This window comes from Lichenicoccus sp. (assembly GCF_965277665.1).
Classification (GTDB): Bacteria; Pseudomonadota; Alphaproteobacteria; order Acetobacterales; family Acetobacteraceae; genus Lichenicoccus.
Genome location: NZ_OZ255835.1, coordinates 2,063,258 through 2,088,143, shown reverse-complemented (window position 1 = coordinate 2,088,143; position 24,886 = coordinate 2,063,258). Strand labels below are relative to the sequence as shown.

Sequence of the window (24,886 nt, the reverse complement as noted above, 5' to 3'; positions counted from 1 at the left end):
CCCACCACTGATGGCCCAGACCGGCACGGCTGAACCGCCGCGGCGCTCCTCGGCGGGCGTGCTGCTGGACAGCATCCTGAAATGGCGCGAGATCAGCATACTCGTCGTGGCGGTTCTGCTGATCGCCTATTTCGAGGTCGAGAACCGCGACTTCCTGCTGACCTCGGCCAGCCTGGAGAACCTGTCGCAGTTCATCGCCCCGGCTGCGATCATCTCGTTCGGCGAGATCATGCTGATGATCGGCGGCGAGATCGACCTCTCCGCCGGCATGATCTTCGCCTTCGCGCCGTTCGTGATGCATTTCGCGGTGCTGGCCGGATTGCCGGCGCCGGTCGGGCTGCTGCTCGCACTCCTCGCCAGCGGGCTGATCGGCCTGGTGAACGGCATGGTCACGGTGTTCCTGCGGGTGCCGAGCTTCGTCACCACGCTCGGCACCATGTTCCTGCTCAACGGCCTGACGCTGACGCTCTCCGCCGGCACGCCGGTCGATGCGCCCGGCTCGCCGGGTTTCCAGGCGTTCTTCGGCCACTGGGGCTATAGCGAGATCTGCTGGGCGGTCGCGATCGGGCTGCTGATGCATGTGCTGCTGCGCAACACCCGCTGGGGTTTGCACACCGTGGCTTCCGGCGGCAATCCGCTCGGGGCGGCCGAGACCGGCATCAATGTCAAGCGCCTGAAGATCGGCAATTTCGTGCTGAGTGCGGTGCTGTCGGGTTTCGTCGGCATGCTGGAGGGCTTCCGCATCTCGTCGGTGGACCCGCAGGCGGGCGGCAGCCAGATCATGTTCCTCGCGGTGGCGTCCGGCGTGATCGGCGGCACCTCGCTCGCCGGCGGCTCGGGCACCATCATCGGCGGCCTGATCGGCGCCACCGTGCTCGGCGTGCTCAATGACGGCTTCACGCTGATCGGGATCAACGCCTTCACCTTCAACATCATCCTGGGGGCGGCGATCCTGATCGCCATGGTGTTCAACATCCACATGACGCGGCTGAGCCGGCTGGGAGGCGCGCGATGAGCGGAGCCCCCACTCCGGCAGAACCGGGTATCGTCCGGGCCGAGAATATCGTGATGAAGTTCGGCGCGCTTACCGCGCTGCGCGGGGTGTCGCTGAACCTTAAGCCTGGCGAGATCCTCGGCATTCTTGGCGACAACGGCGCCGGCAAATCCACGCTGATGAAAATCCTGACCGGCTTCCAGTCGCCGACCGAAGGCCGCCTGTTCATCGACCGCCAGGAAGTGCAGCTGCGCTCGGTCGACCATGCGCGGTCGCTCGGCATCGAGTGTGTGTACCAGGACCTGGCGCTGGCCAACGGGCTGTCGATCTTCCACAACATGTTCCTCAACCGCGAGATCGTCTATCCGGGTCCGTTCCGGCTGCTCAACAACCGCGCCATGCGCCGGCGCACCAGCGAACTGCTCGACGAGATCGGCGTGCATGTGCCGTCGGTGGACCTGCCGGTCGAGCGGCTGTCGGGTGGCCAGCGGCAGGCGATCGCGGTGGCGCGCGCGGTCAACTCGAATGCGCGGGTGCTGCTGCTCGACGAGCCGCTGGCGGCGATGGGCGCCCGCGAGGCCGGCCTGATCATCGACCTGATCCTGCGCCTGAAAGCCAAGGGCTCGCTGTCGATCATCATGATCATGCACAACTACGCGCAGACGCTGGAGATCGCCGACCGCATCATGCTGATGCAGCGTGGCGCCGTGACCTACGAGAACCAGGCCGCCTCGACGTCGGTGCCGGAACTGATGGAAATCGTGCGCCGCGAATATCGCTCGATGCGCAACCCGTCTACTGCTTGACCCCGGCACCGACCCGAGCATGAGCGGACAGCCTTCCAACCGGGCCTACAGGGTGGCGGTGATCCCCGGTGACGGTATCGGCCGCGAGGTGATGCCCCAGGCGCTCAGGGTGCTCGAGGCGGCGGCGTCGCGCTACGGGTTTCGCCTGGAGTCCGACAGTTTCGGGTTCGCCTCCTGCGACTACTACCTCCGGCACGGGCAGATGATGCCCGACGACTGGAAGGCGCAGATCGGCGGCCACGATGCGATCCTGTTCGGCGCGGTCGGCTGGCCGGACAAGGTGCCGGACCATGTCTCGCTCTGGGGCTCGCTGATCCCGATGCGGCGCGAGTTCGACCAGTACGCCAATATCCGCCCGGTGCGGCTGATGCCGGGCGTGGCCTCGCCGCTCGCCGGCCGCGCCCCCGGCGACATCGACTTCGTGGTGGTGCGCGAGAACACCGAGGGGGAATATTCCTCCATCGGCGGTCGCATGTTCGCCGGCACCGAGCGCGAGTTCGTGGTGCAGGAAACCATCATGACCCGCACCGGGGTCGATCGCATCCTGCGCCATGCCTTCGAGCTGGCGGCCGCCCGTCCGCGCCGCCACCTGACCTCGGCCACCAAGTCGAACGGCATCTCGATCACCATGCCGTACTGGGACGAGCGCGTGGAGGCGATGGCGCGGCACTATCCGCAGGTCACGTGGGACAAGTACCATATCGACATCCTGGCCGCACATTTCGTGCAGCATCCCGACCGCTTCGACGTGGTGGTCGGCAGCAACCTGTTCGGCGACATCCTGTCCGACCTCGGACCGGCCTGCACCGGCACCATCGGCATCGCGCCGGCCGGCAACATCAACCCGGAGCGGCGGTTCCCGTCGCTGTTCGAGCCGGTGCACGGCTCGGCGCCGGATATTGCCGGCCAGGGGATCGCGAATCCCGTCGGGCAGATCTGGTCGGCGGCGATGATGCTGGACCATCTGGGCGAGGCGGCGGCGGCGGCGGCCATCGTCCGCGCCATCGAGCAGGTGCTGGCCGAGCCGCATCTGCGCACGCGCGACCTGGGCGGCCACGCCGATACCGCTTCCTGCGGCAGGGCGATCGCCGATGCCCTGGCGCTTGATCGTTGATCAGTCCTGCAGGATCGCCCGGTCGATGGCCGTGCGCACGCGGTGGTTCATCGGCTTGGTGACGCTGGTGAACCAGCTCTGCAGCCGCCCGTCGCGGCCGATCAGGTATTTGTAGAAATTCCAGCGCGGCCTGGACAGCACGCCGCCCTCCTCGGCCAGCCAGCGGAACAGCGGATGGGCTTCGGGTCCGCGCACATGCAGCTTGGCCGACATCGGGAACGAGACGCCATAGTTGCGGGCGCAGAAGCTCTGGATCTCCTCGGCGTTGCCCGGCTCCTGCCGGCCGAAATCGTTGCAGGGCGCGCCGATCACCACCAGCCCGCGGCCGCGATAATGCGACCAGACCGCCTGCAGCTCCTCGTATTGCGGGGTGAAGCCGCATTTCGACGCCGTGTTGACGAGCAGGACAGGATGCCCGGCATAGCGGTCCAGCGGCAGCGTGCCGCCATCCAGCAGGTCCAGGCTGTAGTCGTGGGCGGTCGGTCGGCGCATCGGCGGCTCCCTGCCAGGGGTTGGGGTCGGCAGTTTCTTCGGCCATAACCATGCCATGACCGGCGCCGACATGCTCCAGGGGATCGCGACGCAGGCCGGACGTGCCGCCTGATGCCGCAACTGGAGGTGGCCCTGCATGGCGTGGCCGGCCTCGCGGCGCTGGTCGCGATCGCACTCGTCTGCTCCCTCGACCGCCGGCGCATCCGGCTCCGCACCGTCGGCGCCGCACTCGCCTTGCAGTTCGCGATCGGCGCGTTGATCCTGTTCGTGCCGGTCGGGCGGCATGCGCTGCACGCGATCTCGCTGGTGGTGAACCAGGTGCTGGGCTACGGGAATGACGGCATCGAATTCCTGTTCGGCGGCCTGGTCGGCCCGCGCATGTTCACCGTCTTCCCCGATGGCGGCTTCGTGTTCGCGCTGCGCGTGCTGCCGCAGATCATCTACATCTCCGCGCTGATCGCGGTCCTGTACTATTTCCACGTCATGCAATTCATGGCGCGCATCCTCGGCGGCGCCGTCCGCGCGGTGGTCGGCACCTCGGCGATCGAGAGCTTCTCCGCCGTCACCACGATCTTCCTGGGGCAGAGCGAGATGCCGGTGGCGATTAGGCCCTTCGTCGCCCTGCTGACGCGCGCCGAGCTGTTCGCGGTGATGTCGAGCGGCACCGCCTCGGTGGCGGGTTCGGTGCTGGCGGGCTATGCCGGACTCGGCGTGCCGATCGACTACCTGCTGGCGGCCTCCTTCATGGCGATCCCCGGCGGCCTGCTGTTCGCGAAACTGCTGCTGCCGACCACCGAGGCGTCCCCGGTCACCACAATGGATCTCGAATTCGAGGAGCGCCGCCCGGCCAACGTGTTCGAGGCGGTGGCGATCGGCACCACCAACGGCGTGCGGGTCGCCGTCGCGGTCGGCTCGATGCTGGTGGCCTTCATCGGCCTGATCGCCTGCCTGAACGGGCTGGTCGGCTGGATCGGCGGCCTGGCGGGCCATCCGGCGCTGTCGCTCGAAGCCATGCTGGGCTGGCTGTTCGCACCGCTCGCCTGGCTGATCGGCGTCAGGCCCGACCTCTGCGTCCTGGTCGGCGGCATCATCGGCCAGAAGATCGTGTTCAACGAGTTCGTGGCCTACGTGCATCTCTCGCCGCTGATCCATGCGCGCACGCTGGATCCGCGCAGCCTGGCGATCGTCTCGTTCGCGCTTTGCGGGTTCGCCAATTTCTCCTCGATCGGCATTTTGCTCGCAGGCTTCGGCAGCGTTGCTCCCGAGCGCCGCGCGGAGGTCTCGCGCCTCGGCCTGCGCGCGGTGCTGGCCGGCACCTTGTCGAACCTCGCCAGCGCCACCATCGCCGGCATGTTCATTTCCTGAAAGCTCTCTTTCGAAGGCTGGGGATACGCCACCCATGACGCTGACCGTGCACCACCTTAACAACAGCCGCTCGCAGCGGGTGCTGTTCCTGCTCGAGGAACTCGAGGTTCCGTACGAGATCCGGCGCTACGAGCGCAATCCGAGGACCATGCTGGCACCGGCCTCGCTGCGTGCGGTGCATCCGCTCGGCAAATCCCCGGTGGTGACGGATGGCGATCGCACGCTCGCCGAAACCGGCGCCATTATGGAATATCTGGCAACGACCTACGGCGACGGCCGGCTGATGCCCCAGCCGGGCTCGGTGGAGCGCGAGCGGGCCACCTACTATTTGCATTATGCCGAGGGCTCGCTGATGCCGCTGCTGCTGTTGCAGCTGGTCTTCTCGCGCCTGCCGCAGCAGCCGCCCAAGCTGCTGCGCCCGCTGCTGCGGCCGTTGCTGGACGGCATCGGCCGCGGCGTGGACAGGCAGTTCCTCGGCCCGCAGCTGGCACTGCACCTGAATTTCCTCGATCGCGAACTGGATGCGCGGCCCTGGTTCGCCGGCGACAGCTTCTCGGTGGCGGACGCGCAGATGAGCTTTCCGCTCGAGATCGCCGGCCTGCGGCTGAAAGCGCTCGGCGCGGCGCTGCCGAACCTGCAAAACTGGCTCGATCGCCTGCGCGCGCGTCCCGCCTATGCGCGGGCGCTGGAGCGCGGCGGCCCGTACGAGATCGCTTAGCTCATCGGCGGCCCAGTTTGGCCGCGAGGCGACGCAGGCGCTGCTGCACGTGCATTGCCACCGGGATCGGCTCGGCCACCAGGTCCAGGTGATCGATGCCGCGGGCCGCGTGTTCCGCCATGATGGCGGCGGGTCCGGCCGCGAGCAGGCTGCCGTCCGGCTGCACGATGGAGAGCCGATAGCCGAGGCCGGTCAGCCAGGCCAGGTAGCCGGGGCCGCTGATCCCCGAGATGCCTTGCATCAGCGAGGGGCTGAACTCGGTCAGGATGACCGGACGGTCGCGCCGGATGATGCGCAGGCAGCCACTCAGCGCGAGATACTCGGCGCCCTCGACATCCGCCTTGATGAAGCCGATGCGTCGTCCACGCGGCACGATCCCGTCCACCCGCACGCAGGCCACGGTCTCGGCGGCCAGCAGGGATACCACATCGTCGGGGGCGGCAGAGGTGGTGCCGTTGGAATGCGAGCGGTGCAGCACCAGCAGCCCGGCCTCGCGTCCGGCCGCGACCTGCACCACGCGCACCTGCGCAAACCCGTTGGCACGCCGGCTTGCCTCGATCAGGCGGGCGTTGCCCGGGTTCGGCTCGATTGCCATCACCGAGCCGGATGGTCCGACGAGGGAAGCCGACAGCATCGTGAAGTACCCGATATTGGCGCCGAGATCGAGCACATGCGCGCCGGGCCGCACGAAGCGTCGAAACACCGCGATGACGTCGGCGTCAAAGTCTTCCCAGGTCACGTGCCGTCCGACGGCGGCGTCGTCGGCCTCAAAGTAGATGCTGAAGGACGGCAGCTGCGCCTGCCCGACCGATCCCAGCGTGCCGGGCGCGCCAAGCCCACGGCGGGAGAATTCCAGCGAGCTCACGTAGCTTCCGACCACCATGTCGAGCGGCTCGCCCACGCGGGCTGAATGGCCGCGCCATTCCTCGCGGTTCGGCAGCCGGCCCAGCAGCAGGCGGAAGCAGGCGACGATGTCGTCCAGCGTGGTGCTGTTCGAGAACGTCCCCTGCCACGGCTCCGGCCGCGTCTGCAGGTCTTGCGATGGCGCCACGGTCGATCTCCCCTCTCCGGCAGTGCTGCAGACTGGCAGGGGCGCCGGCGTCCTGCAAAGACGCCCCGCCGCGCCGCAGGCGGTCATCCGGCGAGTTGATCCCTGCGTTGCATTGGGACATGGATTGAGCCGGCATGACTTTCATTTCCTACGCGCAGAATTTCGAGGACGTCCTGCTCTGGCGGGCCCTCGGCGACATCGGGGCCGGGTTCTATCTCGATGTCGGGGCCTACCATCCCGACACCCACAGCGTGACCCGCGCCTTCTACGACCGTGGCTGGAGCGGCGTGAATATCGAGCCGCTGGCGGATGCGGCGCGGCGCCTCGCAGCGGCGCGTCCGCGCGACGTGACGTTGCGGATCGCTCTCGGCGCGCAGGCCGGGGACGCGCCGTTCTACCGCGTCGAGGGCACCGGCCTGTCGACGCTGGATCCGGCGATTGCGGCCGCGCACGCGGCGGCCGGGCTGCCGGTGGCCACCGAGAGCGCGCCGGTGCTGACGCTGGCCGAGATCTGCGCGCTGCATGCGGCACCCGATATCCATTTCCTCAAGATCGATGTGGAGGGCACCGAGCGCGCGGTGCTGCAGGGTGCCGACCTGGTACGCTACCGGCCCTGGATCGTCCTCGTCGAGGCGACCGCGCCGAACTCCACCACCGAGACGTACCAGGACTGGGAGCCGCTGCTGCTCGAGTCGGACTACGACTTCGTCTGGTTCGACGGCCTCAACCGCTACTATGTCGCCCACGAGCGCCACGCGGCCCTGGCGCCGGCCTTCCGGACACCGCCCAACGTGTTCGACGATTTCCTGCGTGCGGGCGACAGCGTCTGGATCGAGCGGGCCGGGCGGCTCGAGGCCGACATCAGCAGCTTGCACAAGCGCGCCATGCTCGCCGAGAAGCAGGCAGAGGCTTCGGCAGAGCAGTCGCACCTGCAGCGCGAAGCGGCGATGCACGAGGCCGGCCGGCTTCGCGAAGCCCTCGGCAAGCTGCAGACCGAAGCCGTTCGCCACGAGCACCTCCAGGTGCGCGACCTGGCGGCGGAGCGGGCGGCTTTGCACCAGAGCCGCCATGACCTGCAGCAGCTCCACATGCGGCTGCAGGCGGCGCTGCACGAGCTGGCGGTCGTGCGCGGCAGCAGCTCCTGGCTCCTGACGGCGCCGATGCGGATTGCCGTGCGCCGCACGCGGCGGCTGATCGGCCGTGGCGCCGGTCAGCCGCCGCCGCCGCCGGAGCTGCCGGAGCTGCCGGAGCAGCCGGCGCGCGCAGAACTCGCAGACAGGCCGGACGAGGAGCCGGACATCGCGCCTGACGTGGCCTCGCTGCCGCCGCTGCCGGTCACGCCGCCGCCGCCGTTCCTGACCTCGCCGGGCCTGCAGGCCGGCGGCCTCGCCACGGTGCACCAGTTCCATTCCGGCTCCGCAGTTAACGACGCCATCACCAACGCGATGCTGCTCACCCGCGGGCTGCTGCGCGCGATGGGCTACCACAGCGAGATCTACACCGAGGAGCCGCCCGAGGCGCTGGCCGGGGACCTGCTGCCGATGGAGGCGCTGCCCCGGCACGACGGCTACGTGCTGATCGCGCGGCACTCGATGGGCTATGACCGGTTCGAGCAGATCCTGGCTTTGCCGGCGCCGAAGCTGCTGCTCTACCACAACATCACGCCGCCCGAGTTGCTCGCGCGCCACCCGTACCTGGCGCACTACGCCCGGCTCGGACGCCGGCAGCTCGCCGCTTTCAGGGGACATGTGTCGGCAGCCCTTGCCGACAGCGAGTACAACGCGAACGAGCTGCGCGGCCTCGGCCTGGCGCCGGTGCGCGCCTGCACCCTGCTGTTCGACCTCGACGACCTGCGGCGCCGCGCCGCGCGCGCCACCCACGCCCTGCGCGACGCCGACCGCTTCACCCTCCTGTTCGTCGGGCGCATCAATGCCTCCAAGGGCCAGCTCGCGCTGGTCGAGGCCTTCGCGACCTTCCGGGCCGGCTTCGGCGGCCCGTCGCGGCTGGTGCTGGTCGGGCGCCCGGATGCCACCGACGATGCGTATGCGCGGTCCCTGCGGCAGGCGATCGCACGTCACGGCCTGGACGCGGAGGTCGTGCTGGCCGGCGGCGTCACGGACGCAACCCTGCACGACTGGTATGCGGCATCCGACCTGTATGTCTCGCTGAGCCGCCATGAAGGCTTCGGTGTGCCGCTGGTCGAGGCCATGGTGCATGGCGTGCCGGTGCTGGCCTATCCCGGTGGGGCGGTGCCGTACACGCTCGGCACGGCTGCCGACCTGCTGATCGACACGGCGCCCGCGACGGTGGCCGCCGCGATGCTGCGGCTGGCCCGCGATCCGGAGGCGCGCGCCGCGCGGGCCCGTGCGCAGGACGCGACCCTCGACCGCTTCGCCCTGGACCGCCAGCTTGCCGTGCTGGCGCAGGCACTGCTGCGCGCGGGTGCGGCATTGCCGGTCGAGCCTGCCACGGCGCCGCTGCTGGAGGCGAACCTGCGGCTGTCGATCGCCGGCCATGTCAATGGCAGCTACAGCCTGGCCGCGATCAACCGCGACCTCGCGCTGGCGCTGGAGACGGCGCTGCCGGGCCGGGTGCGGCTGCTGCCGGTGGAGGGGGGCCCGACGCTGGACCTGTCCGGCGTGCCGGCCGACGAGCGGGCGTTGGTGTCGGCGCTGGTGCACCGGCCGCCGCACGCGACCGGACCCGAGATGGTGATCAGCCAGCACTATCCGGTGCATGTGCCGCGGCAGCGTGGCGACGTCGCGGTGGCGATGCTGTTCTGGGAAGAGAGCCTGCTGCCGGCTGCCACGATCGAGCTGCTGGGACGGCATTTCGACGCCGTGGTGGCGCCGACGCGTTTCGTGCGCGCGGCCCTGGTCGAGAGCGGGCTCGCCATCCCGGTCCGGGTGATCCCGCCCGCGGTGCGGCTGGAGCGCTTTTCGGCGTTGCGGCGCGCGCGGCCGGCGGATCCTGCGCCGGTGCATCGTTTCCTGCATGTCTCGTCCTGCTTTCCGCGCAAGGGCGTCGACGTGCTGCTGCGGGCCTGGGCGGCGGCGTTCCGCGCCGGTGATGCGGTGCGGCTGGTGATCAAGGGGTTTCCCAATCCGCACAACCAGGTCGCCAGCCAGCTTGCCGCCCTGCGCGCGGCCGATCCGGGTCTTGCCCCAGTCGAGCTGGTCGATGCCGACCTCGACGGCGACGCGCTGCTGGCGCTCTACCGCGATGCCGACACGATGGTGCTGCCGACGCGCGGCGAGGGCTACAACCTGCCGGCGGCGGAGGCGCTCGCCGCCGGTCTCGGCCTCATCGTCACCGGGCGCGGCGGCCACATGGATTTCTGCACCGGGCCGGACGGACCGCTGCCCGGCGTGCGCCTGTTGCGCTACCGCCCGGCGCCGTCAGGCAGCCATCTGGCGACCGCGCATTCGCTGTGGCTGGAACCCGGGCACGACGACCTCGTGGCCGCCCTGCGCGAGCGGTCGGCTGCGCCGGCCATACCGGAAGCCGGGCCGGGGCCGTTGCGGTTGCCGGAGGCGGCGACGCTGGCTGACGCCTATTGTGGTCTGGCCCGCGACCTGCTGCTGGCGCCGCCGCCGCAGACACCGCGCATCGCCTGGGTATCGAGCTGGGGCGTGCGCTGCGGCGTGGCCGAATATTCCCGCCAGCTGCTGGACGGCCTGCTGAACGCGCCGGGTGAGGCCGGCAAGGTTCGCATACGCATCCTGTGCGACCGTCGCACGGTGATGGATGCCTCCGACGCCGCCGATCCGTCCGCCGATCCGGCTGTGGACGCCGAGATCTGGCCGTGCTGGGAGGCTGGTGACCGGCGGACGGTCGAGCCGCTGGCGCAGGCGATCGCCGCCGATGACGCGCCGGCCGTCGTGCTGCAGCACCAGCCCGGCTTGCTGTCGTTTGCCAGCCTCGCCCGGCTGATCGATCACCGCGCGCTGCGCGGCAGGGTGGTCGTCGTGGCGCTGCACAATACCAGCGATCTGCTCGAGCTTGCCGCAGCCGAGCGGCATGTCGCGATCGAGGCGTTGCGCCGCATCGACCGCGTGCTGGTGCATACGGTGGCCGACCTGGTCAGGCTGCAGTCGCTCGGGCTGGATGCCAACACGACCCTGCTGCCGCATGGCATCGCCCGGCCGCTGCCGCCACCACCGCGGGCGAGGTCCGACCGGCCGACCATCGGCTGCTACGGGTTCTTCCTGCCCGGCAAGGGGATCGACACCCTGATCGAGGCGTTCGCCCTGCTGCGGCAGCGCTGGCCGGGTGCGAGGCTGCTGCTGGTGAATGCCGAATACAACCACCCGCACTCGCCGCGCGAGATCAAGCGCTGCATGGCGCTCGCAGCCGATCTCGGCGTGCGGGACGCGATCACCTTCGAGACCGGGTTCCTGCCGCATCGGCGCTCGCTCGAGCTGCTCGCGGGCTGCGAGGTGATCGCCCTGCCGTACCGGCCCTCGAAGGAGGCGTCCAGTGCGGCGATGCGCACCGCGCTGACCAGCGGCGTCGCGGTCGCGGTGACGCCGATCGCGTTGTTCGCCGAGGCGAACGACGCGGTGTTCCGGTTCAGCGGCACGGATGCAGCGTCTGTCGCGAATGACCTCGACACCCTGCTCGACAATCACGACATGTGTGCTGCGCTGCAACAAAATGCCCAGGACTGGATGCGGGCACGACACTGGCCGCTGATCGCGCAGCGGCTTTTCGGCATGCTGACCGGACTCATCCGCACGCGCGAGCTTTCCGAAAACAGCACGATATGACTGCCGCCCTTCAGTATCGAAGCGCGGTTTTGGCGGCGGGTCGATCCGCTCTGCTGATCTCACGTTAAAGTGTCACCGCCCCCGGGATAGCGCCAGCTTTTCCATGCATCCAATCCTTGAGTATCGAACGTTAGCGGGGTGTATCCATTCCGGAGTGTTATCATGACTGGTACTGAAATCGGCCTGCCTGACGACGCGGTTTCGGCGTTCGCTCGGCGGTCCGTGTTCAAACGCGTTGGCACCGGTCTCGCGGGTGCCGCGGCCCTCAGCGCGCTCTCGGCCGGCGGCGTCGCGCTGACCAGCGGCAGCGCAAAGGCGGCCGTAGGCGACGCCGACATCTTCAATTTCGCCCTCAACCTCGAATATCTGGAAGCCGAGTTCTACCTGCGTGCGGCGACCGGCACCGGCCTGTCCAGTGCGGACGTCACCGGCACAGGCACCCAGGGAACCGTGACGGGCGGAAGCATGGTGCCGTTCCAGAGTTCGGCCATTCAAGCCTACGCACAGCGTATCGCGGTCGATGAGCAGGCCCACGTCCGCTTCATCAGGGCGGTCCTCGGCTCAGCCGCGGTCGCCGAGCCGTCGATCGACCTGAGCACCAGCTTCACGAATCTGGCCATCGCGGCGGGCCTGATTACCGCCGGGCAGACCTTCAACCCGTTCGCCGACGAGATCAGCTTCCTGCTGGGTGCCTACATCTTCGAGGATGTCGGCGTGACCGCCTATGCCGGCGCCGCCTCGCTGATCTCCAATCCGGACTACGTGACCGCAGCCGCGTCGATTCTCGCGGTTGAGGCCTATCACGCCGGCTCGATCCGCACGCTGCTATCGGATCTCGGCGCAGGCGCCGCGACTGACGCAATCTCGGCATTGCGCGCGACCTTGTCTGGGCTCGCTGATGACTACGGCACCGACGCCCAGGGGAGCGCCTACAACTTCCTGCCGACAGATTCGAACAGCCTCGTCTTCCGGCGAACCACCACGCAGGTGCTCAACATCGTCTATGGCGGCGGTGCCGCGTCGAGTTACCTCTTCTTCCCGAACAAGTTGAACGGCACCATCGCCTAAGGCACACTTGGCAAGGTGGGCCAGCCGCACAGCCAGGGCTGTGCGGCTGGCCCTTTGCTGCGCGCGGCCTTCGGGCGTGGCTTTCCAACATCGTGAGTTCGATGTACGGGAAGCGATGCGGATTTCGAGCGCTCTGCCTTGGCCGGATCACTGAAGCCGGGTCGTACAGCGGGCGCGACGACGCTGGCGAACGTCCAGGCTCTCCGCGCCTGCGCCGCCCTTTTCGTCGTCGTGGGGCACGGTCTGCGCGGCAACGTCATGCCGCTCTGGATTGACGCTTCGGTGCCGTTGTTTGCCTATTCCGGCGTCGACATGTTTTTCGTCATCTCCGGCTTCATCGTGAGTGGCGCCGCCCGCCGGGCCGGATCGACGACAGCCTTTCGAGGCCGCGTCCTGCCGGCGCTGGACTTCGCCTGCCGGCGGATTTTTCGCGTCTTTCCGCTGTACTGGATCGTGCTCGCCTTGGCGATAGGATTTGCCGGCACGCTCAGGATCGAGCCGGCCGGATGGCCGCCGAAGCCGTCATTGCTCGCTATGGCGTCGCTGACGACCATGTGGGTGACGCCGCTCTCGGCCGCCTGGACGCTGGCCTTCGAGATCTATTTCTACGCGATCCTCACGCTCATAATCCTGCTTGCCGGGGCGCGCGTGCAGCCGGCGATCTTCGCGTGGATGATCATCGAAATCGTCTGGGTCAATGGCAAACAAATCGGCCTGGGATCGCTCGGACTGGGTGGCTGGGGTGTCAGCGCCAATCCGATGATCTACGAATTCGGACTGGGGTGGCTCGTGTCGGTGCTGCACGACAATACTCCGCGGCAAATCGCGGGTTTCGTGATCCTGCTTGCCGCTCCGTTCTGGGCCGCCGGGATCTGGCTGACCTCGGTGCATGGGTTGCTGGCGCCAGCGCCGCGCGTCGCGACATTCGGCGTCGGCAGCGCCTTGCTGCTGCTTGCGCTGATCGACCTGGAAGCCTCGGGTCATCGCGCTCCGGCAGTCCTGCAGCGGCTCGGCGACGCTTCCTACTCGATCTATCTCTGGCACATGATCCTCTTCGGCCTGATCTACGCAGAATTCGGACTCCACGCCTGGACTTTCGGCTTGACGATCTGTCTGCTGATTGGCTGGAGCTTCATCAGCTACGCCCTGATCGAAGTCCCGGCCCGGCGACTTGGCCCCCGCCTGCTCCTGCTTCTGCCCGGTGTCCCCATGCTGCAGCCGCGATGACGGCTGCGACTGCGTAAGCTGCCAGAGGCGCCCGCCCCTGGGTTTCGGTACCCGGAGGACACCAGGGCTGCTACGGCCTCCGGCCGCCTTGCCTCAGAAATAGCTGTTGAGGAGGTTCTCCAGATATTCCTGGCGTCCCGAACGCGGCTGCGGGTCGTCGCTTCTCGAGGCCACGTCGCGGGCGATATCCTCGAGCGACATCGCGGTTGCCAGCGCACGGCCGCGCCCGGTATCCCAGCCGGCATAGCGCTCATCCACGTGCCGCGCGAGCCTGCCGTCCTCGATCATCGTCGCCGCCACCAGCAGTGCACGGGCGCACAGGTCGATGCCGCCGACATGCGCATGCACCAGATCCTCCGCATCGATCGACTGCCGCCTGATCTTGGCGTCGAAGTTCAGGCCGCCGCTGCCGAGGCCGCCCGACTGCAGCACGTAATACAGCGCCAGCGCGGTGTCGGGCAGCGAGTTCGGGAACTGGTCGGTGTCCCAGCCGATCAGCGGGTCGCCGCGGTTCACGTCGAGCGAGCCGAGGATGCCGAGCGCCGCGGCGGTCGCGATCTCGTGCTCGAAGCTGTGCCCGGCGAGCTGCGCATGGTTGGATTCGAGGTTGAGCTTGACCTCGTGCTCGAGGCCGTAGCGCCTGAGGAAGCCATAGACGGTGGCGGCATCGAAATCATACTGGTGCTTGGTCGGCTCCCGCGGCTTCGGCTCGATCAGGATGGTGCCGGCGTAGCCGATCCTGTGCTTGTACTCCACGACGAGGTTCAGGAAGCGGCCCATCTGGTCGAGCTCGCGGCCGATATCGGTGTTGAGCAGCGTGTCGTAGCCCTCGCGGCCGCCCCACAGTACGTAGTTGGCGCCGCCGAGCCGGCGGGTGACGTCGAGGCAGTGCTTCACGGTGGCGGCCGCGTACGCGAACACTTCCGGGTCCGGATTGGTCGCCGCACCCGCCATGTAGCGCGGATGGCTGAACAGGTTGGCGGTGCCCCAGAGCAGGTGCACGCCGGTCTCGTCCTGCTTTTGTCCGAGCACGTCGGCGATGGCGTCGAGATTGGCCACCGATTCCGAAAAACCGGCGCCTTCCGATACCACGTCGCGATCGTGGAAGCTGTAGAACGGCACGCCGAGCACGCGGAACAGGTCGAACGCCGCATCGGCCTTCTGCCGGGCGGCATCGAGCCCGTCGCGACCGCTCCAGGGACGGATGATGGTGGGCGCCCCGAACGGATCCGACCCGTTCATGACGAAGCTGTGCCAATAGCAGACGGTCAGGCGCAGATGCTCGCGCATGCTCCGGCCCAGCACCACCCGGTCCCTGTCGTACCAGCGATAAGCCAGCGGGTTGCGGGTCTCGGGACCCTCATAAGCGACGGTCGGCATGTTGCCGAAGATGGAAGTCATGGCTTCACCCCTGTCCGGTTATGCAAGTTGCTTAAGCCCGTCTGCCAGCATGCGGTAGCGGTCGTAGGCGCGATCATACGCGTCGGCGAGCGCCGGGTCGGGCTCGAACGTCCCGGCGATATCGGGCGGCGTGCAGATCTCGAGCGGATCGGCGTGTCGCGCCGCGCAAAGCGCGAGGCGCGCCGCACCGAAGGCGCCCCCGCTCTCGGCTTGCGCCGGCAGGTCGAGCGGCCGGCGCAGCACGCTTGCGATGATCGACAGCCAGACCGGCGAGCGCGCCCCGCCGCCCACCGCCCAGGCGCGGTCGAAGCCGGTGCCGGCATCGATCAGGGCCTCCTGGCAGTCGCGGAAGGCAAAGGCGACGCCTTCCAGCACCGCCTGGGTCAGGCTGGCGCGGTCGGCCTCGTGGCCCAGGCCGGCAAAGCCCGCGCGCAGGCCGGCCATGTTGTGCGGCGTGCGCTCGCCGGCGAGATAGGGCGCGAACAGCGCGCGCGACGGTTGCGCCACACGGGGGCCGAGCTCGGCGGTCAGGCTGGCGGCGTCGCTGCGCAACAGCCGCGCCAGCCATTCGAGGCTGTCGGTGGCCGACAGGATCACGCCCATCTGGTGCCAGGTGTCGGGCACCGCATGGCAGAAGGCGTGCACGGCCGACGCCGTGTTCGGCGCGAACCGGTCGGTGCTGGCGAACAGCACCCCGGAGGTACCCAGTGAGACGAAGGCGCTGCCCGGCCGCACCGCGCCGATGCCGCAGGCGGAGGCCGCATTGTCGCCGCCGCCGCCGGCCACCACCACCGGTCCCGCGATGGAAAACCGGTCGGCGAGCGCCGGGCGCAGCAGGCCGGATATGGCACTTCCCTCCACCAGGCGCGGCATGTGCGAGCGGTCGAGATGGGTGGCCGCCAGCACCGCGTCCGACCAGTCGCGGGCGGCGATGTCGAGCCAGCCGGTGCCGGCGGCGTCCGACATGTCCGACACCGCCTCGCCGGTGAGCAGCAGGCGCACATAGTCCTTCGGCAGCAGCACCAGCCGGGTGCGCGCAAAGATCTCCGGCTCGTGCGTCTCCACCCAGCGCAGCTTGGGCGCGGTGAAGCCCGGCATCATGATGTTGCCGAAGATCGCGCGCAGCTCGGGGCATTCGGCTTCCAGCGCCGCGCACTCCGCCTCGCTGCGGGTGTCGTTCCACAGGATCGCCGGACGCAGCACCGCGTGGTCCGCGTCCAGCAGCACCGCGCCGTGCTGCTGCCCGGACAGGCCGATGCCGGCGACGTCGCGCATCGCCGCCGGCTGCGCGCTGGCCAGAGCCGCGAGCACGGCGAGGGTCGCCTGCCACCAGGCCTGCGGGTCCTGTTCCGAATGGCCCGGATGCGGACGATCGACGCCGAGCGCCTCGGACGCGGTGGCCAGCACCGCCTGCCGCTCGTCGATGAGCACCGCCTTGACCGAGGAGGTGCCGATGTCGATACCAATGAACATGCTGGGCGGTCCCGTTCAGACGTTGTCGCGCATGAAGATGTCGATCCGGATCGGTGCCGGCACATGACCGGTGTCGCCATCGGCCGCGGCGCGCAAGGCCTCGACCGCAACGGTGATTTCGTCGGCGACCGACTGGTGCAGCACCGCATCGAATGCGCCACGCAGCAGTGCGGCGCGCGTATGCGGCGTGAGTTCGTGTCCGACCACCACGATGTCGTGCTGCCGTCCGGACTGCTCCAGCGCCGCGATGATGCCGCGATTGCCGGCGCCGATCGAATACAGCCCGATGAGGTCGGCATGCGTGTCGAGCAGGCGGCGGACGATCGCGGCGGTCGCGGGACCGTCATCGAGCCCTTCCGCCGGCGGCAGCAGGACGAGCGGCCGATGCTCCTGGCCGATCACCTGCGAGAAGCCGAGATGCCGCTCGCTATGGTCGCGCAGCGTGAGGTTGCCGGCGATCGCGGCGACGCGGCCGGCACGGCGCGCATTGAGGCGTCCGATCAGCGAGCCTGCCACACGTCCGGCGGCGACATTGTCGATGGCGATGCAGTGCAGCCGGCCCGGTGTTGCGCCGGCGCTCGCGATATCGGAGACCAGCGTGATCACCGCGACCCCGCGCGCCTGCAGCTGCTCGAGGGCGGCGCGCACACGCGGCGCATCCACCGCCACCACCGCGACGCCATCGGTCTGCTGCGCATCGATGCTCTCGAGGATGCAAGCGAGGGCGGTCGCCTGGAAGGCCGGATAGGTCATGACGCCGAGCTGGATCCGACGGGTCATCAGCAGCTTGTTCTGCGCGAGCACCATGTCGTGCAGGGCATGCATGAAGCTGTTGCCGTCGGGCTGCGGGAGGATGAACGCGAAGCGGTGGCGCCGGCTGGTGGCGAGGCTGGCGGCGAAGTGGTCGCGGGTGAAGCCGAGCCGGTCGATGGTGGAATGCACCCGCTGGCTCATCGCCTCGCTGACGCCGCGCCGGCCATTGAGCACGCGGTCGACGGTGGCGAGCGACACGCCTGCCTGCGCCGCCACATCATGCACGGTGATCCGCTTCATTGGTCCTTAAACAGCAAGTTGGGGGGTCCTTGAACAGCAAGGTGGGGCGCCAGCATAGCGAGGTGGTTGATGTACGATAGTCAGTTTTGCGCGTTCGTTCGTTATTTCGACTATCTTGCCAAGGTCCGGTATTGCTGCGACGCAAAATATTGCCAGTGCAGCGCAGACCGAATAAAACCCCGGCGCTGGCGCCGAAACGCTGTTGCTGCACGTGCCTCATGCTGTTAGGCATTGCCGCCGGATGCGACAGAAGAGCGACCCATGAGGGCGCCCTCGCAGCCACGCCGTCCACAGGAGGATCCCTTGCGTCTCGTGCCAATGCTGACCCGTCGCCGCGCGGTCGCCGCCACCCTTGCCACGCTGCTCGCCGGCGCATCCGCCCCGGCTTTGCTGTCGGCGCCGGCGCATGCCAGCCCGTCGCATCCCAAGATCGGCTTCTCGATCGACGACCTGCGCATCGAGCGCTGGTCGCGCGATCGCGACTATTTCACCGCCGCCGCCCGCGCGATGGGCGCCACCGTCAACGTGCAGTCCGCGGACGGCTCCGAGCAGCGCCAGATCTCGCAGATCGAGAACCTGATCTCGCGCGGCATGGACGTGATCGTCATCGTGCCGTTCAACGGCAAGGTGCTCGGCAACATCGTGAACGAGGCCAAGCAGGCCGGCATCAAGGTGATCTCCTACGATCGCCTGATCCTGGACGCCGATATCGACGCCTATATCTCGTTCGACAACGTGCGCGTCGGCGAGATGCAGGCGCAGGGCGTGGTGGATACGGTGCCGAAGGGCAACTACTACCTGCTCGGCGGCGCGCCCACCGACAACAATGCCAAGCTGCTGCGCGAAGGCCAGATGAAGGTGCTGCAGCCGCTCCTCGACCGCGGCGACATCAAGGTCGTCGGCTCGCAGTGGGTGCCGGAATGGTCGGCGACCGAGGCGCTGTCGATCACCGAGAACGCGCTCACCGCCAACAAGAACAACATCCAGGGCATCGTCGCGTCGAACGACGCCGTTGCCGGCGGCGCGATCCAGGCGCTCAACGCGCAGGGCATGGCCGGCAAGGTCGGCGTGTCCGGCCAGGATGCGGATCTCTCGGCGATCAAGCGCGTGGTGGCGGGCACCCAGAGCAGCGACGTCTATAAGCCGCTGAAGCTGATCGCCTCCACTGCGGCGAAGGTGGCGGTCGAGCTCGCCAAGGGCCAGGCGCCGCACTACAACTCGACGATCAATAACGGCAAGAAGGATGTGCCCACCATCCTGCTGACGCCGATCCTGGTCACCAAGTCGAACGTCGACCTGCTGGTCAAGGACGGCTTCTACACCAAGGCGCAGATCGGCGATTAAACTGCGGTTGGGTCCACCGGCAGCCGGACTGGCGAGGGCGCGCGGATGAGCGAGTATCTTCTGGAGATGCGTGGCATCGTCAAGGAGTTCTCCGGAGTCCGCGCGCTCGACGGCATCGACCTTGCGGTGCGGCCCGGCGAGTGCGTCGGGCTGTGCGGCGAGAACGGCGCCGGCAAGTCGACGATGATGAAGGTCCTGTCGGCGGTCTATCCGTACGGCACCTGGCAGGGCGAGATCCTGTGGGACGGCCGCGAGCTTCGGGCAGGCGGCGTGCGCGAGACCGAGGATGCCGGCATCGTCATCATCCACCAGGAACTGATGCTGGTGCCGCAGCTCTCGGTCGCCGAGAACATCTTCCTCGGACGCGAGCCGAAGACGCGCAGCGGGCTGATCGATTTCGACGCGATGATCGCACGCGCCACCGCGATGCTGAACGACCTGCGCATGCCGCACATCAATGCGGCCAAGCCGGTTTCGAACTATGCCGGCGGCGAGCAGCAGCTGATCGAGATCGCCAAGGCGCTGAGCAAGAATGCCCGCCTGCTGATCCTCGACGAGCCGACCTCCTCGCTGACCCGGCGCGAGATCGACGTGCTGCTCGACCTGGTGCGCGACCTCAAGCGGCGCGGCACCGCGTGCGTGTACATTTCGCACAAGCTCGACGAGATCGAGGCGATCGCCGACAGCGTCACGGTGATCCGCGATGGCGCCTTTGTCGGCTCGGCGCCGATGGCGCAGCTCACCCAGGCCGACATCATACGCATGATGGTCGGCCGCGAGATGAACAACCTGTTCCCGCGCGAGGCGCACGAGATCGGCGAGGTGGTGTTCGAGGCCCGCCGCTTCACCTGCTGGGATCCCGAGAACCGCCAGCGCAAGCGGGTCGACGACATCTCGTTCTCGGTCCGGCGTGGCGAGATCCTGGGGATTGCCGGCCTCGTGGGCGCCGGCCGCACCGAGCTGGTCAGAGCGGTGTTCGGCGCCTGGCGTGGCCTCAGCGAGGGCACCGTCTGGCTCGAGGGCAGGCAGTTGCGCATCCGCTCGCCGAGCGATGCGGTGCGCGCCGGCATCTGCATGGTGCCCGAGGACCGCAAGGCGCACGGCATCGTGCCCGAGATGGGCGTCGGCCAGAACATGACCATGGCGGTGCTGAACTCGTTCGCGCCTGGCGGGCTGATCAACGAGGCGGCCGAGATGAACGCGATCGGCCGCGACATCGCCCGCATGCGCATCAAGACCGCATCCCCGGTGCTGCCGATCTCCAACCTCTCCGGCGGCAACCAGCAGAAGGCGGTGATCGCCAAGATGCTCGCACCCGCGCCCAAGGTGCTGATCCTCGACGAGCCGACCCGCGGCGTCGATGTCGGCGCCAAGTACGAGATCTACAAGCTGATCTTTGCACTCGCCCGCACCGGCACCGCGGTGATCATGGTGTCGTCCGAGATGCCCGAGGTGCTCGGCATCAGCGACCGCGTGCTGGTGATCGGCGAGGGCGAGCTGCGCGGCAACTTCGCCAATGACGCACTCACCCAGGAGCAGGTGCTCTCGGCCGCGATCCTGCCGGCCGGCAAGCACGCTGCCGCATGATCCGAGGGAACCCGTCGCCACCATGAACAAGCCCGGACTCGCCAAGCCCTCTGCCGGCAGCGCGCCCGCGAACACCGTCCGCAATCCCGGGTTCGGGCTCAAGCTCGACCATGTGAAGGGCGCCTTCTCGCGCTACAAGATCCTGGCTTTGCTGCTGGCGATCGCGGTGATCTGGGCGCTGTTCTGGCAGCTCACCGATGGCGACTTCCTGACCGCGCGCAACTTCTCCAACCTGCTGCGCCAGATGGCGGTCACCGGCATGCTCGCCTCGGGCATGGTGTTCGTCATCGTCTCGGGCGAGATCGACCTCTCCATCGGCTCGCTGCTCGGCCTGCTCGGCGGCGTCGCCGCCATCCTCGACGTCACCTACCAGATGCCGCTGCCCGTCACCCTGCTGGTGGTGATGCTGCTCGGCATCGCGGCCGGCATGTTCAACGGCTTCTGGGTGGCCTACCTGCGGGTGCCCTCCTTTATCGTCACCCTGGCCGGCATGCTGGTGTTCCGCGGCATCCTGCTCGGCATCACCGGCGGCGTCACCATCGCACCCGCCAGCGCGCCGCTGATCGCGATCGGGCAGAGCTACCTGCCGGACATGATCGGCTACGTTCTGGCCGCCGGCGTGCTCGCCCTGCTGGTGTTCGTCTCGGTGCAGACACGCAACCGGCGCCAGCAGCACCAGCTCGAGGTGCCGGCGGTCTGGCTGGACGCCCTCAAGCTGTTCGCCGCGGCGGCCGCGATCGGCGGCTTCGTCTATGCGGTGGACTCCTATCGCGGCGTGCCGACGCCGGTGCTGGTGCTGCTGGTGCTGCTCGGCGCCTTCACCCTGATGGCCCGGCGCACCGTGTTCGGCCGACGCATCTACGCCATCGGCGGCAATCTCGAGGCGACGCGGCTGTCCGGGGTGAACGTGCAGCGCATCAAGCTGCTGGTGTTCGCCCTGATGGGGCTGATGGCGGCACTCGCCGGCATCACCACCACCGCCCGTCTCGCGGCCGGTTCGCCGTCGGCCGGCAGCCTGCAGGAGCTCGATGCTATCGCGTCGTGCGTGATCGGCGGCACCTCGCTGCGCGGCGGCTCCGGCACGGTGTTTGGGGCGCTGATCGGCGCGCTGATCATGGCGAGCCTGGATAACGGCATGTCGATGCTGAGCGTGGACACGTTCTGGCAGATGATCGTGAAGGGCGTGATCCTGCTGCTCGCGGTGTGGCTCGATATCGCCACCGGCACCAAGCGCTGACAGCCTGTTTGGAAACACCTGCTGCTGGCGATCCGACGCGCCTTATCTCTGCTCCGATGCTCACGGCCATCAAGGCCGCTCCGCTTCGGTGCTCGAAAAGTCACGCCGGCCGCGGGCCTGCGGCCCGCTCTCATCCAGCATCAGACGTTTTTAAACAGGCGCTAAGGCCAGAGTATTCCGGGACCGACTCGAAACCGCGGCGCTCGCGTGGACGGCAAGGTTTATTTGCGGTCGCCTGACTGATCTGCCATCCCACGCTCCGGATCTCTCAGGGGCAGGCGAATGGACGGATCGACAAGCTCGCGGGACCGGGAAGCGCCGCTTCGGCCGAGCCGGGCCCGCACCATCAACCCTGCGCTCGTCTGCGTCCTGGCCGCCTCGCTGTTCGCCTTCGTCGTGGCATCGGCGAGTGCCGTGTCCCTGCGCTGGATCCTGCTGCACCCCGGCGTCACCGGCTGGGACCAGATCCAGTATATCGACCTCTCGCTCAAGGACGGCCTGACCCGGCGCCTCGACGGCCCAGGGGCGCTGCGCGATGCGCTGTTCAACGACTATCGCTGGATGCCGCCCGGCGTGCGCTTCCTCGGGTTGCCGCTGGTGCTGCTGCATCACGACAGCAATGCCGCGTTCCGGCTGCTGTCGCTGGCGCTCTTCATCGTCTCGATCCTGCTGGTGTTCGATGCGGGCCGCCGGCTTTCGGGGATCGCCGCCGCCGCCGGCGCCGCCGCCCTGGTCGCGGTGGCGCCGATCTGGGTGCGGGCCAGCGAGGAGTTCATGTCCGAGACCGCGCTGGTCCCGGCGCTGGCCCTGGCCCTGTGGTGCCTGGTGCGCACCTCCGAGCCCAGGCCGCCGCGATACCTGCCGGTCCTGATGGGGGCGGCGCTCGGCTTCGGCATGCTGGCGAAGTTCAGCTTCGCGCCGCTCGCGGCGGTGTTCCTGCTGATGCTGGGCGTGCAAGCCTGGCGACGGGGCAGCTGGACCGGCCTGCTGGTGGTGCTGCTGGTCTCGGCGCTGGCAGCCTGGCCGTTCTATGCCTATGACGGCCTGCGCTATGTTGCCTACGGGCACTTCGCCGCCACGGTCTGGCCGTTCGACCGCATGCCGGGGCGCGGCCTCGCCTATGCTCGCAACTACGTAAGCCAACTCGCACGCAGCGATTTCGGCCTACCGGCGCTGCTGCTGCTGCCGGTGGCCGTGGCGCTGGCGGTGCGCGGCCTGCTGCGAGGGGGGGAGCCGGCCGGCGGGTTCGGCCGGCACCGCTTCATCGCCACGGCCTGCGGCGTGATGCTGATGCTGACGATGCTGCCGCATATCTTCGGCCACAACCAGAATGCGCGCTTTCTCGTGGCGGCCTTGCCGGTCCTGGCGCTGTTCCTGGCGGCCGGCAGCGGCCCGATGCTGGGCCTGGCGATGAGCTCCGTTGCGGCGGTGCAGGCGTTGGTGATGCTCGGCCTGATCCTGAGCGGCCCGTACCAGGCGGACGGTTCCGACACGGTCACCGGCACCACGCTGCTCACCAACTCCTTCCGCCTCAACCCGACCTGCGATTTCTCGGGGCCGATCCGCGCCGTGCGCCCGCTATCGGTGCGGCCGGTGGTGCGGTTCTACGGCATCACCGGCGCGATCAACCATCTCCAGATCCAGGCGGCCTTCCTGCGCGCCGGCGTGCTCGCCGATGTCGTCGCGATCGACACGTTGCGGCCGGACTACGCCGATCCCGCACGGTCCGGCGCGGACCTGGTCATGGTGCTGGATACGCCCGAGCCGTCATCCAGCCAGGTCGAGGTCGCAGACCCGGACGCGGGTCTGGGCGCCATACGCGACGCGCTGCAGCACAGCCCGAACTATGCGAGGTCGGACGCCCGGGTGCTCGGCCCCGCAGCGTCCTGCGGGATGACCTCGTTCCTGGCTCGGCGTTCCTGAGCCCTGACGCTCCAGGCAATCGACGCCGGGTCATGATCGGGCGCACTCTGCGCCATGCGGATGGCGTCCCACACGTCGCGTCGCACGGCCGGCCCGAGGGTCGAGAACTCGACCGGCAGCTCGTGCGAACGCCCCTCCGCAAGCACGCTGCCGACCAGGAACAGTGGCCTCGCCTTCGCTTCCAGGAACAGGCGGCCGATATACTCGCCCATGATCCCGAGCACGATGAGCTGCACCGCACCGAACAGCACGACCACCGTCATCAGGCTCGACCAGCCGACGACGGTGCCTCCGAGCAGCCAGCGCCAGAGCGTGAACACAAGCAGTATTCCGCCAAGCGACGCGGCTCCCAGGCCGAGATATGAGGCGAGGCGCAGCGGCGTTGCCGAGAAGCTGGTGATGGCGTCGAGCGCGAAGCGTATCATTTTACGCAACGGATACTTGCTGACGCCGGCCAGCCGCGGCTGCCGCTCATAGGGCAGCGCCACCTGCCTGCCTCCGATCCAGCTTACCATGCCGCGAATGAAGCGCTGTCGCTCCGGCATCGACGACAGGCCGTCGAGGACACGCCGGCTCATCAGGCGGAAATCCCCGGTGTCGCGCGGGATCGGCACCGCCGCGAGGCGAGACAGCAGGCGGTAGAACAGGGAGGCCGTGCTGCGCTTGAACAAGGTCTCCGCCTCGCGATGGGTCCGCTGGCCGAAGACCACGTCGGCGCCTCCGTCCATGACGGCCATCATGTCGGCCAGCAGTTCCGGCGGATCCTGCAGATCGGCGTCGATCAGCATGACGCGCCGCCCACGCGACAGTTCGAGACCTGCCGTCGCGGCAATCTGGTGTCCGTGGTTGCGCATCAGCCGCACGCCGACGATGCGCGGGTCGCGTTCGGCGAAGTCTTCGATCAGGGACCAGGTGCCGTCGGAGCATCCATCGTCCACCAGGACGATCTCGTAGTCCCCCCCGACCGCCGCCTGAGCGGCAGCGCAAGCCCTGCGGCAGAACTCGGGCAGCACCTCTTCCTCGTTGTAGCATGGCGCTACGATGGAAATGGCCGGCAGGACGGCTCGGAAAGAATCTCTGTTGTCCAAGTCAACTCCTCGGTCAGCTTTGGCCAGGACCTCGTCCCGACCACCGTGACGCCCGTCATCCCACCGGAGACGGGCGGCCCATCCCATAACCAGATCTGCCGCCTCCGACGCAACGATTGCGAGGCCAGGAGAGCGACCGCCCGGCACATTCCTAGAGCATGATCCGATCGATCATG

Annotated in this window: 18 protein-coding genes; 12 read left to right on the top strand and 6 right to left on the bottom strand. The window is 68.5% G+C overall.

The window, feature by feature from the left end; all coding sequences use genetic code 11:
• Positions 1–10: 10 nt before the first annotated feature.
• From ACQY4O_RS09535 to ACQY4O_RS09525, 3 genes are read left to right on the top strand one after another with little or no spacing between them, the layout of a single operon-like run.
• Positions 11–1,015: an ABC transporter permease gene (locus tag ACQY4O_RS09535; protein WP_428376075.1), complete on the top strand. Its 1,005-nt coding sequence runs from the start codon at positions 11–13 to the stop codon at positions 1,013–1,015.
• On the top strand, positions 1,012–1,800 hold the full coding sequence (locus ACQY4O_RS09530; protein WP_428376074.1) for an ATP-binding cassette domain-containing protein: 789 nt from the start codon (positions 1,012–1,014) through the stop codon (positions 1,798–1,800). Before ACQY4O_RS09535 ends, ACQY4O_RS09530 begins: the two co-directional genes overlap by 4 nt.
• Before the next feature lie 19 nt (positions 1,801–1,819).
• Positions 1,820–2,914, top strand: a complete 1,095-nt coding sequence (locus tag ACQY4O_RS09525; RefSeq protein WP_428376073.1) for a tartrate dehydrogenase — start codon at positions 1,820–1,822, stop codon at positions 2,912–2,914.
• Here the strand turns inward: ACQY4O_RS09525 and ACQY4O_RS09520 are convergent, their stop codons facing one another.
• Positions 2,915–3,406 (bottom strand): glutathione peroxidase, encoded by a 492-nt coding sequence (locus ACQY4O_RS09520; protein WP_428376071.1) that lies wholly within the window; start codon positions 3,404–3,406, stop codon positions 2,915–2,917. It abuts the gene before it with no gap.
• 111 nt (positions 3,407–3,517) lie between these two features.
• Here ACQY4O_RS09520 and ACQY4O_RS09515 point away from each other — a divergent pair, with 111 nt between their 5' ends.
• A complete protein-coding gene (locus tag ACQY4O_RS09515) occupies positions 3,518–4,771 on the top strand; it encodes a NupC/NupG family nucleoside CNT transporter (RefSeq protein ID WP_428376069.1) in 1,254 nt (417 codons plus the stop codon).
• 34 nt (positions 4,772–4,805) lie between these two features.
• Entirely contained in the window at positions 4,806–5,489 is a 684-nt protein-coding gene (locus ACQY4O_RS09510) for a glutathione S-transferase family protein (protein WP_428376067.1), read from the top strand.
• 1 nt (position 5,490) lies between these two features.
• On the opposite strand, the gene ACQY4O_RS09505 is transcribed toward ACQY4O_RS09510, so the two are convergent.
• Entirely contained in the window at positions 5,491–6,540 is a 1,050-nt protein-coding gene (locus ACQY4O_RS09505; protein WP_428376065.1) for an FkbM family methyltransferase, read from the bottom strand.
• A gap of 134 nt (positions 6,541–6,674) precedes the next feature.
• Between ACQY4O_RS09505 and ACQY4O_RS09500 the strand changes: the two genes are divergently transcribed.
• The 3 genes from ACQY4O_RS09500 to ACQY4O_RS09490 all read left to right on the top strand — a co-directional run bounded on the left by ACQY4O_RS09500 (position 6,675) and on the right by ACQY4O_RS09490 (position 13,604).
• Positions 6,675–11,309, top strand: a complete 4,635-nt coding sequence (locus tag ACQY4O_RS09500) for an FkbM family methyltransferase (protein ID WP_428376063.1) — start codon at positions 6,675–6,677, stop codon at positions 11,307–11,309.
• Between the two features lie 162 nt (positions 11,310–11,471).
• Positions 11,472–12,377: a ferritin-like domain-containing protein gene (locus ACQY4O_RS09495; RefSeq protein ID WP_428376061.1), complete on the top strand. Its 906-nt coding sequence runs from the start codon at positions 11,472–11,474 to the stop codon at positions 12,375–12,377.
• Between the two features lie 138 nt (positions 12,378–12,515).
• Positions 12,516–13,604: an acyltransferase family protein gene (locus ACQY4O_RS09490; RefSeq protein WP_428376059.1), complete on the top strand. Its 1,089-nt coding sequence runs from the start codon at positions 12,516–12,518 to the stop codon at positions 13,602–13,604.
• A gap of 93 nt (positions 13,605–13,697) precedes the next feature.
• Here ACQY4O_RS09490 and xylA read toward each other — a convergent pair whose 3' ends face one another.
• Genes xylA through ACQY4O_RS09475 form a run of 3 tightly spaced genes read right to left on the bottom strand, consistent with a single transcriptional unit; the run spans position 13,698 to position 17,531 of the window.
• Positions 13,698–15,005 carry a xylose isomerase gene (gene xylA, locus ACQY4O_RS09485; RefSeq protein ID WP_428376057.1) on the bottom strand — a complete coding sequence of 436 codons (1,308 nt, stop codon included), beginning with the start codon at positions 15,003–15,005 and terminating at the stop codon, positions 13,698–13,700.
• Positions 15,006–15,023: 18 nt separating this feature from the next.
• On the bottom strand, positions 15,024–16,478 hold the full coding sequence (gene xylB, locus ACQY4O_RS09480; RefSeq protein ID WP_428376055.1) for a xylulokinase: 1,455 nt from the start codon (positions 16,476–16,478) through the stop codon (positions 15,024–15,026).
• Between the two features lie 15 nt (positions 16,479–16,493).
• On the bottom strand, positions 16,494–17,531 hold the full coding sequence (locus tag ACQY4O_RS09475; RefSeq protein WP_428376053.1) for a LacI family DNA-binding transcriptional regulator: 1,038 nt from the start codon (positions 17,529–17,531) through the stop codon (positions 16,494–16,496).
• 312 nt (positions 17,532–17,843) lie between these two features.
• Here ACQY4O_RS09475 and xylF point away from each other — a divergent pair, with 312 nt between their 5' ends.
• The 4 genes from xylF (at position 17,844) to ACQY4O_RS09455 (ending at position 23,622) form a co-directional block, all read left to right on the top strand.
• A complete protein-coding gene (xylF, locus tag ACQY4O_RS09470) occupies positions 17,844–18,875 on the top strand; it encodes a D-xylose ABC transporter substrate-binding protein (protein WP_428378157.1) in 1,032 nt (343 codons plus the stop codon).
• A 45-nt stretch (positions 18,876–18,920) separates the two neighbouring features.
• The gene (locus ACQY4O_RS09465) at positions 18,921–20,462 is read left to right on the top strand and encodes a xylose ABC transporter ATP-binding protein (protein WP_428376051.1); all 1,542 of its coding nucleotides are present in this window, start codon (positions 18,921–18,923) and stop codon (positions 20,460–20,462) included.
• A gap of 22 nt (positions 20,463–20,484) precedes the next feature.
• Positions 20,485–21,699, top strand: coding sequence for a sugar ABC transporter permease (locus ACQY4O_RS09460; RefSeq protein WP_428376049.1), 1,215 nt, complete (start codon positions 20,485–20,487; stop codon positions 21,697–21,699).
• A gap of 282 nt (positions 21,700–21,981) precedes the next feature.
• The gene (locus ACQY4O_RS09455) at positions 21,982–23,622 is read left to right on the top strand and encodes an ArnT family glycosyltransferase (protein WP_428376047.1); all 1,641 of its coding nucleotides are present in this window, start codon (positions 21,982–21,984) and stop codon (positions 23,620–23,622) included.
• Here the strand turns inward: ACQY4O_RS09455 and ACQY4O_RS09450 are convergent.
• The gene (locus ACQY4O_RS09450) at positions 23,544–24,710 is read right to left on the bottom strand and encodes a glycosyltransferase family 2 protein (protein WP_428376046.1); all 1,167 of its coding nucleotides are present in this window, start codon (positions 24,708–24,710) and stop codon (positions 23,544–23,546) included. The genes ACQY4O_RS09455 and ACQY4O_RS09450 overlap by 79 nt on opposite strands.
• Positions 24,711–24,886: the final 176 nt, after the last annotated feature.